The sequence below is a fragment of the Bacillus sp. ILBB4 genome, assembly GCF_035064545.1.
Taxonomy (GTDB): Bacteria; Bacillota; Bacilli; order Bacillales; family Bacillaceae_H; genus Priestia.
Window position 1 is genome coordinate 443,140 of record NZ_JAIQVD010000004.1, and the last position, 13,668, is coordinate 456,807.

13 protein-coding genes are annotated in these 13,668 nt (G+C 39.0%); 5 read left to right on the forward strand and 8 right to left on the reverse strand.

The window, feature by feature from the left end; all coding sequences use genetic code 11:
• Window positions 1-199 precede the first annotated feature (199 nt).
• Window positions 200-742, forward strand: coding sequence for a GNAT family N-acetyltransferase (locus tag LAV82_RS19370; protein ID WP_499716741.1), 543 nt, complete (start codon window positions 200-202; stop codon window positions 740-742).
• Between the two features lie 101 nt (window positions 743-843).
• Entirely contained in the window at window positions 844-1,038 is a 195-nt protein-coding gene (locus LAV82_RS19375) for a hypothetical protein (RefSeq protein WP_499716742.1), read from the forward strand.
• 1 nt (window position 1,039) lies between these two features.
• On the opposite strand, the gene LAV82_RS19380 is transcribed toward LAV82_RS19375, so the two are convergent.
• From LAV82_RS19380 to LAV82_RS19395, 4 genes are all read right to left on the reverse strand, one after another.
• Complete coding sequence (locus tag LAV82_RS19380; RefSeq protein WP_499716743.1) at window positions 1,040-1,825, reverse strand: ABC transporter ATP-binding protein; 786 nt, start codon at window positions 1,823-1,825, stop codon at window positions 1,040-1,042.
• Between the two features lie 18 nt (window positions 1,826-1,843).
• Window positions 1,844-2,326, reverse strand: a complete 483-nt coding sequence (locus LAV82_RS19385; RefSeq protein ID WP_499716744.1) for a GNAT family N-acetyltransferase — start codon at window positions 2,324-2,326, stop codon at window positions 1,844-1,846.
• 159 nt (window positions 2,327-2,485) lie between these two features.
• A complete protein-coding gene (locus LAV82_RS19390; RefSeq protein ID WP_025752199.1) occupies window positions 2,486-2,962 on the reverse strand; it encodes a site-2 protease family protein in 477 nt (158 codons plus the stop codon).
• A gap of 146 nt (window positions 2,963-3,108) precedes the next feature.
• Window positions 3,109-3,927, reverse strand: coding sequence for an AraC family transcriptional regulator (locus tag LAV82_RS19395; protein ID WP_499716843.1), 819 nt, complete (start codon window positions 3,925-3,927; stop codon window positions 3,109-3,111).
• A 138-nt stretch (window positions 3,928-4,065) separates the two neighbouring features.
• Between LAV82_RS19395 and lacZ the strand changes: the two genes are divergently transcribed.
• On the forward strand, window positions 4,066-7,170 hold the full coding sequence (gene lacZ / locus LAV82_RS19400) for a beta-galactosidase, LacZ type (protein ID WP_499716745.1): 3,105 nt from the start codon (window positions 4,066-4,068) through the stop codon (window positions 7,168-7,170).
• A 36-nt stretch (window positions 7,171-7,206) separates the two neighbouring features.
• Here the strand turns inward: lacZ and LAV82_RS19405 are convergent, their stop codons facing one another.
• The 4 genes from LAV82_RS19405 to LAV82_RS19420 all read right to left on the reverse strand — a co-directional run bounded on the left by LAV82_RS19405 (window position 7,207) and on the right by LAV82_RS19420 (window position 11,421).
• A complete protein-coding gene (locus tag LAV82_RS19405; protein WP_499716746.1) occupies window positions 7,207-8,118 on the reverse strand; it encodes an EamA family transporter in 912 nt (303 codons plus the stop codon).
• Between the two features lie 98 nt (window positions 8,119-8,216).
• On the reverse strand, window positions 8,217-10,133 hold the full coding sequence (locus LAV82_RS19410) for a vWA domain-containing protein (RefSeq protein ID WP_211078745.1): 1,917 nt from the start codon (window positions 10,131-10,133) through the stop codon (window positions 8,217-8,219).
• 11 nt (window positions 10,134-10,144) lie between these two features.
• On the reverse strand, window positions 10,145-11,059 hold the full coding sequence (locus tag LAV82_RS19415) for an ATP-binding protein (protein ID WP_211078746.1): 915 nt from the start codon (window positions 11,057-11,059) through the stop codon (window positions 10,145-10,147).
• Between the two features lie 131 nt (window positions 11,060-11,190).
• Window positions 11,191-11,421: a YkvS family protein gene (locus tag LAV82_RS19420; RefSeq protein WP_013056869.1), complete on the reverse strand. Its 231-nt coding sequence runs from the start codon at window positions 11,419-11,421 to the stop codon at window positions 11,191-11,193.
• A gap of 421 nt (window positions 11,422-11,842) precedes the next feature.
• Here LAV82_RS19420 and LAV82_RS19425 point away from each other — a divergent pair, with 421 nt between their 5' ends.
• The gene (locus tag LAV82_RS19425; protein WP_013056868.1) at window positions 11,843-12,337 is read left to right on the forward strand and encodes an RNA polymerase sigma factor; all 495 of its coding nucleotides are present in this window, start codon (window positions 11,843-11,845) and stop codon (window positions 12,335-12,337) included.
• Window positions 12,334-13,524: an anti-sigma factor gene (locus LAV82_RS19430; RefSeq protein WP_499716747.1), complete on the forward strand. Its 1,191-nt coding sequence runs from the start codon at window positions 12,334-12,336 to the stop codon at window positions 13,522-13,524. The genes LAV82_RS19425 and LAV82_RS19430 overlap by 4 nt, the downstream gene beginning before the upstream one ends.
• Window positions 13,525-13,668 lie beyond the last annotated feature (144 nt).

Genomic DNA, 13,668 nt, shown 5'->3' on the forward strand with positions numbered 1-13,668 from the left:
AGAGCAGTTAATGGAAAGCCAAGTCTTGCACGGAAGTCAACCGCGGTGTAACAAGCACTCCATACTAGCGTACCGATCCCATTTGTTTTAAGATTCGATGGACATAGTTATGTCTGAATTTCTTTTATACATAAAAGCAGGTTTTTTAGGAGACAAGTGGAATACCTTTTTAAATGTTAGAAAAGAAAGGATGCATCAAATGAATAATGTTTCACCACTTTTAAAAGGAAAAAACGTGATACTAAGAAAACCAAAAGACAGCGATGTAAATGACTATCTGGCATGCAAACAAACAAAAGAACTTATTCGCATGTACGGAGGCGATACCCGAAACTTAAAACCTCTTACATTACAAGATGCCAAGCGGCACGTCGAGTACATAAAGTCTCAAAAGCTGAATTGGTGCATTGAATATGAGCAGCGTTTTGTTGGAGAGGCCCGGCTGACCGTTAACGAGTACGACCGGCGCGCACGGTATGCAATTGGTTTATTTGATTCTTCCGTTTGGAATCAAGGACTAGGCACTGAAGTTACAAAATTGGTACTTGCGTACGCATTTGAACACCTTCACTTGCATAGAGTCGATTTACGAGTGCTCGAATACAACCATAGAGCCATTGCTTGTTATGAAAAATGCGGTTTTGTAAAAGAAGGAATAGAGCGTGAAGGTGCTTTTATTGAAAAAGCATTTCAGACAGATCTTATCATGAGTATACTCGAACAAGAATATTATCAGCTGTAGAAAAGAGAATCAGCTGTCATCATCTTACTTCTTTAAAAGTTCGTATAGCCCAAGCCTTTTGTGAATAAAGTAACATAACGATATAATCAAAGGAGCCAACGATGACAGCTTATGATTCCTCTTCTTTTGTATTTGTAACCATTGATAAACATGACATTGCTGCTTTTTTACTAATTGATATTATTTGCGGCACCACTATTTATGTAGCATGTAAACATTATCTTCATAATGAGCTTGTTTCCATTGCAAGCAGCGCTCTTTTTCCCATGGTATGTAAGAAGGTTTCTCGAAGTTAGATCAGCTTTTTACCGGTTCTTTTAATGACAGCCAAGTGCGTTCCTTCTGCTGCTGAATCTCTACGGAGTGATTAAAAAATTTAGAAAGATGCGGCTCAGTGAGCTGGTCTTTCGTTTTTCCAGAAGAAAACACTTCTCCTTGGCGCATACAAAGCGTATGGGTAAAGCACGGCAAAATTTCTTCTACATGGTGAGTAACATAAATAAGCGTAGGCGCTTTTGGCTGCTCTGCCATTTTTGCAATCAGCTGAAGAAGCTGTTCTCGGGCCATTATGTCTAGACCTGTACATGGCTCATCAAGTATTAAAAGCTTTGGTGAAGCCATAAGAGCTCGGGCAATTAGCACTCGCTGGCGCTCTCCTTGAGAAAGTGTCCCGTACGCCTGGTTTTGTAAATCTGCGCAATTTAGCAGCTGCATTAATTCTATGGCTTGGTTCATGTCTTTTTGCTCCACTTGTTCATACAAACCAATAGATGCAAATTTGCCGCTTAAAATCATTTCTAAAACCGTATCGTCATCTTGAAACCGCTGCTGAAGCGAAGAACTTACCCACCCGATTTCTTTTCTGAGCTCAGACAGATTTGTTTCTCCAAATTTCCTTGAAAGAACTTCTACTTGACCTTTTGTAGGCCAGATATATCCGTTGATTATATTTAAAAGCGTCGTTTTTCCGGAACCGTTTAACCCAAGTAAACACCAATGTTCCCCTTTTTCCACTAACCACGACACGTTTTTTAAAATTTCTTTTTCTGCTCGTTTTACCGAAACCTTCTTAATTTTGATCATTCTACCACTCCTATATTCTCATTTTTCATTATATATACTATAAAAGAATAGCGATTTATCCCATTCGTTAACTTGCTTTTCTTTTTTCATGCCAATTCTTTCAGCCACTTTAATCGATGGGAAATTGTCAGGATCTATTAATGATATAATCTTCTGAAATTTCAGCGTATGAAGTCCATAATCTAAGCAAGCTTTTGCTGCTTCACTCGCATAGCCTTTCCCCCAGCGGCTGCGTAAAAATAAATAACCAAGTTCTGGATCTACCTTTCCGTCTACTTTTTGAAGAACCATGCCGCACTGCCCTAGAAACTCTCCTTTCTGCTTATCCTCAGCGATCCACATGCTAATGCCGTACGTTTGATAATGCTGCTTCATCCATTGAATCCAGCAACGTGTGTCTTGTGCGCTTTTAGTAGAAGAATAATACTTCATTGCTTCAGCATCCTCAAAGATTTTCAGTAAATTTCCTGCATCGCTTTCGGTCATGGCTCGCAGCGTCATTCGTTCTGTCTCAATAATCGTATGAATCCTCTCCTTTCTTACATTCCAACATCTACTATCTTTATTATCCGCTACTATTTTCTTTTCGTAAAGTTTTCCTTTTTTTATTTAAATGAACGAGAAAAAACGCACCAAAAAAAGGCTGCTACACACAGCCCTTTAATCTGGATCACACGTTTTCCCGTACCGTAATACGTTATATATAGCACGTCCATCACTTGCAGTTGTCTCTGTATATTGAATTGGCAGCAATGAGAAAATAACATAATAGACTGAAAAATAAACAAATTGATAGCAAAATATATCTTCAGGCAGAATATTAGCCATAATTAATCCATTTATTATAAAAATAGTAAGCAAATTAAACAGTACACCACCCGCATACACCACTGCATGAGAAATGCGACTGTCATTCTTAAGATTTTCATATTTACAAAACGAGTCTAAAAAATAGACTGACTTAATTTTAAACTTCCCCATTTTAAGAATCGTTTTCCCTCGCCCAATAGTAAAATCGACCTTCCCTCCGAAAATAATTGCCATGACGGAATGCCCCAGCTGATGAATAAATGATACAAGTGGCAATACAAGACAGAATGACCACACAAATTTTGGAAGATCATTTAACCCAAACACGTTTATCCCTCCTTTTTGTTTCTTCTCTCTACTTTTCCTCCCCGTTTTCACTTAAAACTACATTTAATTTCTTTTTTAAAACTCATACGAAATAACTAGCATACACATCATGTCTTATGACCTAGATAAACCCCGATATATGTAGCTTATGAAAAATACATTTTTCGAAAAATAGTTGGCGTAACGTTTTCCTGTTCTTTGAAACGCTTGATAAAGTAGCTTGGATGTTCATACCCTACTTGTCTTGCTATATCTTGTACAGAAATTTGGTTATTTTTAAGCAGCAGTTTCTTTGCTTTTTGAATCCGCACGCGCGTTACGTATTCAAATGGCCGGATGCCAAGAGATTGTTGAAAAAGCAAACATGTATACTGCTCCGTTACGTTGAGCTGCTTTGCCAGCATTTCTAACGTTAACGGCTGATGATAATATTCCTCGATATAACGAAGAACTGGGTTGAGCTGAGTAATTTGCTGCAGGCGACTTTTGCTTTCTATATATACGCTGTCTTGGCGAAGTTTTAAAATGACGCTATATAGTAGTTCCGAGCAATGCATGGTGCTAGAGGTATGATTTTCTTCTAATCGATCCATTAGTTCTTGAAGCATCCTATAAAGGCTTTCAGCATTTGTAAGGACGATTTTTCCGGAATTAATAAATTGAAGAGAAAGCATAATATCATCAATCACACTTCCATTAAAAGAAACCCAGCATACTTGCCATTCGCTTGTAATAGGGTAGTATTCGTGCGGAACGTGCGACGTCAGAAACATCCCTTCATTTTCTTTTATAATATAAACCTCGTCATTTACACGAAGCTCACCTCTTCCTTTTATACATTGAATCCATTGATAATCAGGAAACTCTCCTTGACGTTTAATATGCGTTTGATGTCTCCAGCTTCCAGCGCTTGTAACATAGAATGGCAGTTTCATATCTTCATCTGAAAGAGCCGGAAAGTACATACGGTCCACATTACTTCCCCCTTTTTATGTGAATATAGTTATATTATCATGAAAATAATTAGATTGATAAGGTTTTCAGAAAACGTTATCATTTTCATATAAACTAATAACCTAGTACTTTAGAAATGAGGGATCGACGTGTTAAAAACCGGCAAGAAATTTCATTATACAGCCCCTGCAAACGGATACCCTGAATGGAATAACAACCCTGAAATTTTTCAATTGAACCGTTCAAAAGCACACGCTTTACTTATGCCTTATCAAACGGTCGAAGAGGCCTTAAAAAATGATAGAAAATCTTCTGTTTACTATCAAAGCTTAAATGGCAGCTGGTATTTTCATTTTGCTGAAAATGCAGATGGCCGCGTCAAAAACTTTTTCGCACCTGAGTTTTCATATGAGAAATGGGACTCTATTTCAGTTCCTTCACATTGGCAGCTGCAAGGATATGACTATCCTCAATATACAAACGTGACATACCCTTGGGTTGAAAGTGAAGAGCTCGAACCTCCTTTTGCACCGACTAAATATAACCCTGTCGGTCAGTACGTCCGTACTTTCACACCTAAATCAGAATGGAAAGATCAGCCCGTGTACGTCAGCTTCCAAGGCGTTGAATCTGCTTTTTACGTATGGGTTAACGGTGAGTTTGTTGGATACAGCGAAGACAGCTTTACTCCAGCTGAATTTGATATAACTTCTTACCTTCACGACGGTGAAAATACGATAGCAGTAGAAGTATATCGCTGGAGTGATGCAAGCTGGCTTGAAGACCAAGATTTTTGGCGAATGAGCGGCATCTTCCGAGATGTGTATCTCTATTCTACTCCGCCGGTCCACATCTATGACTTTAGCGTTCGTTCGTCGCTTGATACCAACTACCAAGATGGTGAACTTATCGTTTCAGCTGATATTTTAAATTACTTTGAGCAAGATACTCAAGATCTAACATTTGAAGTCATGCTGTATGACACGAATGGCCAAGAGGTACTACAAGCTCCGCTGCAAACAAATTTAAGTGTGAGCGATCAACGTACAGTCTCCTTGCGTACACACATTAAAAGCCCTGAAAAATGGAGCGCAGAAAGTCCTAATTTGTATACGCTTGTACTCAGCTTAAAGAATTCTGCTGGTTCTATTATTGAAACAGAAAGCTGTAAAGTCGGCTTCCGTACATTTGAACTAAAGAACGGTCTTATGACAATCAACGGCAAGCGTATTGTACTTCGAGGAGTGAATCGCCACGAATTTGATTCAGTAAAAGGCCGGGCAGGCATTACGCGCGAAGATATGCTTCACGACATTTTGCTGATGAAACAGCATAATATTAACGCGGTGCGTACATCCCATTATCCTAACGATTCAGTATGGTATGAACTATGTAATGAATACGGACTGTACGTTATTGATGAAACCAATTTAGAAACGCACGGAACGTGGACTTATTTACAAGAAGGTGAACAAAAAGCCGTTCCAGGAAGCAAGCCAGAATGGAAAGAAAACGTATTAGATCGCTGTCGTTCCATGTACGAACGTGACAAAAACCACCCTTCTATCATTATTTGGTCGCTTGGAAACGAATCATTTGGCGGAGAAAACTTTCAGCATATGTATACCTTTTTTAAAGAAAAAGATTCCACGAGACTTGTTCATTACGAAGGAATCTTCCATCATCGGGACTATGATGCTTCAGATATAGAAAGTACGATGTACGTTAAGCCAGCAGATGTAGAGCGCTATGCACTAATGAATCCGAAAAAACCTTACATTTTGTGCGAATACAGCCATGCAATGGGTAATTCTTGCGGAAATCTGTACAAATACTGGGAGCTGTTTGATCAATATCCAATCTTGCAAGGCGGTTTTATATGGGATTGGAAAGATCAAGCTCTTCAAACAACCGCTGAAGACGGTACTTCTTACTTAGCTTACGGCGGAGATTTTGGTGATGCGCCAAACGATGGCAACTTCTGCGGAAACGGCTTAATCTTTGCTGATGGGACAGCTAGCCCAAAAATTGCAGAAGTAAAAAAATGCTATCAGCCCGTAAAGTGGACAGCAGTCGACGCTGCAAAAGGAAAATTTACCGTTCAAAACAAACACCTGTTTACAAACTTGAACGTCTATGATTTTGTTTGGACTGTTGAAAAAAACGGTGAACTCGTTGAAAAACATGCGTCTCTTTTAAATGTAGATCCTGATAGTCCAGAAGAACTGACGCTTTCTTATCCTCTTTATGAGCAAGAAAATGAAACTGATGAATTTGTTTTAACTCTTTCTCTCAAATTGTCCAAAGATACAGCTTGGGCTTCAGCTGGATATGAAGTGGCGTACGAACAGTTTGTACTGCCTGCTAAAACCGCTGTACCTTCAGTAAAAGCTGCTCATCCTTCTTTAACTGTTGACCAAAATGAACAAACGCTTACGGTTACTGGAACTAACTTCACGGCTATTTTTGATAAGCGAAAAGGACAGTTTATTTCTTACAACTATGAGCGCACCGAGCTGCTTGCATCAGGTTTCCGTCCGAATTTTTGGCGCGCAGTAACCGATAATGACCTAGGAAATAAACTGCATGAAAGATGTCAACCGTGGCGTCAAGCAAGCTTAGAACAGCACGTGAAAAAAGTAACCGTTCAGCCGCAAATTAACTTTGTTATCATTTCGGTTGAACTAGCTTTAGATAACTCCCTTGCTTCTTGCTATGTAACGTATACGCTATATAACGATGGTGAAATGAAAATTGAACAATCCTTAGCATCTTCTGAGACAATGCCTGAAATTCCTGAAATCGGCATGCTGTTTACGATGAATGCGACTTTTGATTCTTTAACGTGGTACGGAAGAGGCCCTCATGAAAATTATTGGGACCGTAAAACTGGTGCTAAGCTTGCCCTTCATAAAGGCAGTGTAAAAGAGCAAGTCACACCGTATTTACGCCCTCAAGAATGCGGAAATAAAACGGACGTTCGATGGGCAACTATTACAAACGATCAAGGACGCGGTTTTTTACTAAAAGGTTTGCCAACAGTCGAGCTGAATGCTTTACCTTACTCACCTTTTGAACTGGAGGCTTACGATCATTTTTACAAATTGCCGTCAAGCGATTCAGTAACCGTACGGGTTAACTACAAGCAAATGGGCGTTGGCGGAGACGACAGCTGGGGAGCTAAAACACATCCTGATTACACACTATATGCTAACCGCTCGTATACAAACACGTTTACGCTAAAACCTCTATAAAAATAAAAAGGGCTTTCATTTGAAAGTCCTTTTTACTTATGATGTTACCTCTGGCTTTCGCTGAGAAAGTAAAAATACCGTAGCGATAATAAGAATCGTACCTAACCACTCCGTCCACCCAAACGTCACATGAAGCCATAGAACAGAGAGTGCCGCTGCTGATAAAGGCTCTGCTGAAGCAAGAACAATGGCTTCAGAAGCGCTAATATGCTTCAAACTTTCCAAATAGCAATAAAATGCAATAAGCGTTCCGAAGATGATTACAAATAACACCGCACACAGCGACAATAGCGACCACTCACCGGCTATATGCCACGGCGGGTGAATAAATGAAAAACTTACTCCGCCTATCACCATTCCCCAGCCTACTACTTCAATTGAGCTCCATTTCGTCAGAAGACGTTTAGGCTGAAGCGTATAAAAAGCAGACGTCACAGCTGCCCCAATCCCCCAAAACAACGCCCATCCTGTAATAGACAGCTCGTTAAAATTTCCGCTTGTTGCAAGAAAAAATGTTCCCGTTATGACGAGCGCAACAGAAATCATTTCTACTTTCACCGGCCATTTTCTTGCTTGCACGGCTAAATAGCCAATAATAAATATTGGCGACGTATATTGAAGCACTGTAGCTGTAGCAGCGTTTCCTCCTTCAATAGCTGCAAAATATGTATACTGCACGCCGAGCATACCGATTACACCAAACAAAAGCAGCGAAGTCCTCTCTTCTTTTGTTTTCCAAATTGCAAAAATATTGCGCTGCTTAGAGGCTATTGCCAAAAGCAGCAATCCGGATACTAACATACGAACGACGACCAGCCACTCTGCGTTAAAACTTTTATGCTGAAATAAATATTGAGCCACCGTGCCAGATATTCCCCACATTGTGGCACCAATGATTACAAGCAGCAGCCCCCATGCTCTTCTAGATGACGTTTGAACTCCTTCCACTTACCATTCCTTCTCTCTTTTTCATATATATTTAACTTACCTCGCTCCTCTTTAACGGTCAATAGCAAAAAAAGTCGAAGCAATATGCTTCGACTTTTTTAAATGCTTTTATGAAGTAATTTCTTCAGTAAAGGAAATAACACATCGGGAAGTTCTTCGATGTTTGGTACTAGAATACTATATTTCCCGTACATATTTTGAATGGTTTTCTTTTGTCCTTCATCAATTTCCCCGTTGGATAAAAAGACGTTGATGACTTCAATTCCGTGCTTGCGTGCTTCTAATACCGCTTCGTGCGTATCTACAATACCATTTTGTTCATATCCCATAGCGGCTGGTTCACCGTCTGAAAACACAAGTAAAAACTTCTGCTGTTCAGAACGCTGAAGCAAGCGGCGTGTCATATGGCGAATGGCAAATCCATCACGGTTGTCTTCCTCGGGCTCAAGCTGCATAATTTCAGGACCGCTTTTACGCTTTAACGATGCTTGAAAGTCCATAACCGTCTGCAGGTAGTTAGGCTGGCTCGTTTCGGTGGCATCATTTGTATCTTCCCAAAACCCTACAATTTGATGAGGCACCATAACGGATTTTAGCGCTTCATGAAATAGCGTAATTCCAAGCTTCGTTTCATCCATTTTATCGTACATCGACGCAGAACAGTCAACTAAAAGAGAAAAGACGGCATCAATTTGCGCAGAATCTTCGTCTTTTTTATAAAATAGACGAGGATTGTCATCTGTCCATAGTTTTAGAAGCTTTTTATTTAATCGGCCAAAGTGCAGCTCGCTTCTAGGCAGCGTTTTTTTGTGTTCAAGCGTTTTTTCAATCATTTGCTTTAATTTCTTTTGATACGATGCAATGATTTTTTTATTCTCGTCATACTGAACAACGTGATCATCGTTCGGAAGTTTAGAATCTACAAAAACGGCATAGGCATGCTTATTTTCTTTCCCATACTCATAATCCGCTTCTCCGTCTTTTTCCGGATGCGTTTGCTCCATGGCTTCCATTTGAGAATAATCGTTGCGCGATGTCTTTTGAGAAGACCCTTGCACCATGCCCATTGCTTGATCTCCATCGTCGCCTTCACGAACACCATCGCCTAGCATGTCTGTTTTTGAGCCTTGATCCATATCAAACTGTAGAAAACTTTGCGTCGCTTCGCTTGTCTCTCGATGCCACATTTCCATTTTCTCTTCGTGAATGTCTTCATCTCCGTCTTTTTCATGCTCTAAAATATCATCGTTCACTAATGAATCTTTGCGTTTTAAATCTTCAAATGTTAACCCTTCTTCTAACTGATCATACTGTAGTTCAGCCAAGAAGAAATAAGTATTAAGCATATCTTTTTCGATAATATCATCAAAAACATCTACGAGTTCAAGGCAGATGCGCGATACATCTTTTGTTGTTTTAGCTTCATATACATTTGTTAGCTGTCTGCGAATAAAAGGCATCGCTAAGTTAATCGATTCACTCATTGAAGGAATTTCTTCAAACGGATTTTCAGCCGTCAATAGCAAGTAGATGCCGTTAAAAAGTGCATCCGTGTACACGCTTTTTGTTAAATTTGCGCTCATTTGTGTAGCAAAATATTTTCTATAGAGCTGTCTTCTGACGGCGAAGGCTTTTTTCGTTCCAGGACGTTCGCGTTTGCAAACTTCTTCTAAACGAATATCTTCAAACAGCATAAACAGCTGCTTAGCTAAGCTAGGTACCGAGGTTTTATTTATTTTCTTTAAATATGCATTAATTTCTTTGAAGTTTGAATGCCTATAGCTTCCAATACTTCTTAAAAACACATCACTTTTTAAGCCATACACTTTGTCTTCTTCTGGGCGGTTATCCCAAAAGTGACTGAGATAAATAATGCCGTGTACAGGATCATAATAAGAAGAAACGCGATACTCTACTTCAATTTCATCATTTTTTGTTAATGTTTTCGTTAAATCCGCCAGCTCCATATAGAGAAAAGAATCTACATTTTTGTCGTTAAATTTAATAAATCGCATAGCGCCACTCCTTACTCAAATAATGTTTCAGCAATATTTTGAATGGCGGCTTTTTCCCTTTCATCTTCTAGCTTTTCAATAATACCGCGTTTAATCGCGCGAAGAGGCGGCATATAAAGAGCTAAATCACACGTATCGATAAGCGCACGAATAGACGCAGCTTCTTCTGATACATGGCCGCTTTGAACTTGAGTAATTAAATCCGCAGAGAGCGTGACAAATTTATCAATTAATTTTTCGTCTTTTAACTGAGACTGAGACATCAGAACTTGCTTTAAGCTGCCTCCTTGAATATATGGCACTTCAATAACAACAAAACGATTTTTTAACGCTTCGTTTAATGGAACAGTCCCAACATACCCTTCGTTAATAGCCGCTACTACGCCGAACGTTTGCTGACCGCGTACTACTTCTCCAGTGAATGGGTTCGTAATCATTTTTCGGTAATCAAGAACCCCGTTTAAAATAGGAAGCGTTTCAGGTTTGGCCATGTTAATTTCATCAATATATAATAAATGGCCTTTTTTCATTGCCTGAATAACAGGTCCTTCCACAAACTCAATACCTGTTTTCCCTTCTTGTTCAGCAATTGTTTTAAAACCAAGCAGCGCTTCTGCATCTAAATCAACCGAGCAGTTAACGCTATGCATCGGCTGAGAAAATAAATGCGACAGCGTTTCAGCAAGCTTTGTTTTACCTGAACCTGTTGGCCCCTTTAAAAGTACATTTTTCCCTAGTGACAAGGCAATAATGGCATCTTCTAAAATATCTGCTTCTTCTGCTGTATAGCCGCCTTTTCCAATTAATAGCTGATCAGCATCGGACAAATTTTCATATTTACGATTCGCTAAAAGCGAAAGAACCTCTTGCGGTAATGATAATTGTGATAGTTGAATTGACATAACAAAAATCCTTTCTTTCTGCATACTTTCTATAGTTTACTAAAAAACATTGTTCATCTCAAAGAATTGCTTTACCTACGCTTTTTTCTAAGGTTTCCGATAGAAAAATCGCAGCCTTTAAACATATATTCAGTAAAAAAAAGTAGGTTATTCACCTACTTTTTTACGATTTTATAGTTTTTATGATTAACAACTGTTTTCATGGATTCGCCCGTTTCAGCATCTTTCCCAAAATCTACGATAACCGAATTGTCTCGCACTACCATAACAATTCCTTTAAATCCTTTATAGTCGCCTTTTTTTGGCTGAATCGTATCGCCAACTTTAGCTGCTTTGACTTTAGGTGCTTGTTCTTCTGTACCTTGTGTATTTTCTACGTCCATCATGACCCCACCTTTTCCAATTTACCGTGTTTTTTATAAGTGAAAACACAATTTAATTTACTTTTTGTTGAAAATACTTAGTTCATTTTCCCACAAACATCCATGGTTAAACAACATGTGTTTGTCCATTTTTATTTTGCAAACAAACGCTGTATTTTTTATTATGTATGTAGCTGTTTTTTGTAAGAGCACATCCTTGTTCTATCATAACATTTTCTGTTTCCTTCGAACACCAATTACCCTTTAGTTTTTTAAAAAAATGACAAATTACACGGAATTATGTCGAATTTCATATGGTTTTCTTTTTATTATGATAAGCTATATATCGTATTTTAAGCATCTTTTATCTATTACATACGATTTTTAATAAAAAAACCGAAACTTTTATCCACAAATTGCGTTGATTAAATGAAAGGGGGAGAAAATGGCACAACAGCATAACTTTGAACACATTTATAAACAGCACATGCATGATTTGCTGCGCTATCTCCTCTCTCTTACTCGCAGAAAAGAATCAGCGGAAGATTTAATGCAGGAGACCTTTTACCGGGCACTTTTACACTTAGAAACATATAAAGGCGAGGAAGTGAAGCCTTGGCTGTTCAAAATTGCTTATCACGCCTTTATTGACTGGTATCGAAAAGAAAAAAAACGCCCTACTGTCGAAATAGAAGAATGGCACTTTACTCCTCAGCCAAGTGCTGAAGAACAAGTGATGATTCAAAGTGAAATCGACGGCTGGCTTTCTGATGTATCTGCTTTGCCTCCGGCTAAGCAGAATATTGTACTGTTACGAGATTATCACGGCTTCACATATGAAGAGATTGCAGAAATGACTGGCTTTACTCTGTCAAAAGTGAAAATGGACTTGTATCGTGGTCGTCAACAATTGAAAAAAAGAAAGGAAGAGGACGGATGAGCTGTCAAGATATGAAGCATCAATGGGAAAAATATAAAAACGGCACTTTGACAGACAAAGAAGCAGAAACACTTGAAGAACATACGGAAAATTGTGAAGCATGCTCAGCTCATTTGGAGCACTTGCTAACCGAAGATGAACCGTTATCGCCAACTGCATCAGCTACTTCATTAAGTGACGATACGATGTTGGATAATAAAAAAGTTAAAAAGTCCATTTATATCGCCAAATGGAAGCAGCGCCTTTCAAATGTGACAACTGTCATTGGCTCTGTCGTTCTGCTATGGATAATCGGCAGCTTTTTATCTATTGTATATTATCATCAATCAAAAACCGAATACATAAACAGCGTGAATCAAGCGGCTATCGAATCTGCTTTTCCGAACATTCATATACGTGAAACCACTTCTGATACACAGTCCTTTTTCCGCATGCAGTCGCAAATGGAAGCTTATAAGCAAATTGGACGTGAAGAGCAGGCCATTGGGACGTTTACATTTCATCAGCTGTTTGATAAAACAAGCGGTGTAGAAAAAGAATTTCCTGGCGGCAAATACGATCTTAACCTTTCTTTTGTCTATCCTGATCCAAAAAAACTAAAGCTACATACAAAAGAGTATAAGGAATGGACGAATGAAACATGGAAAGCATTAGAAAATCTACCAAAAGGAACGGTAAGCGAAGTGGCTATTTCTTTTGATGATACGTACTCGCTAAAAGAAGTTCAGCAAAAAATGAACGCCATCGACAGCCGTGATTTTTCTACCTCTTGGTACGCGCTTAATACAGGGCACGAACAAAAAACAAGTACAAAAGACGAGCCATTAATTGACTTAACATCAACATTTGGCTTTCCAGAGTTTCTAGACTTACCTTACGAACACAAAGGAAATCAAACCCACTCTACTAGCAAGTCGAACGTTTTAAATATGATGAAACTATTAGCTGATAATGAAGAAACGGTCCAAAAAGTTCGTCAGCTAGACCATTCGGATCTATTGCTAAAGCAGCGATATTCTTATGTAAAAAAACATGGCGTCGGTGTGTACGGCGTTGTGATTACAGGGCCTACAAAAAAGCTTCTGAAATTAAAAAATGATCCGTCGATCACATATGCGTCACTTGGAGATGTAGAGCTATGGAATTGGTTCAGTCGTCCCTCATCAGGTACCTTAATGAATCAGTAGAGGCTGAGACAAAAGTATAGCAATGGAAGAAAAATCCGAACGATGAATCAAGACTCTTGATGGAGAATCAAATTCGTTCGGATTTTTTTATGGATAGGGTGAACGTAGGTTTCATATATGCAGTGATTTCGTTACGTCCCGGCC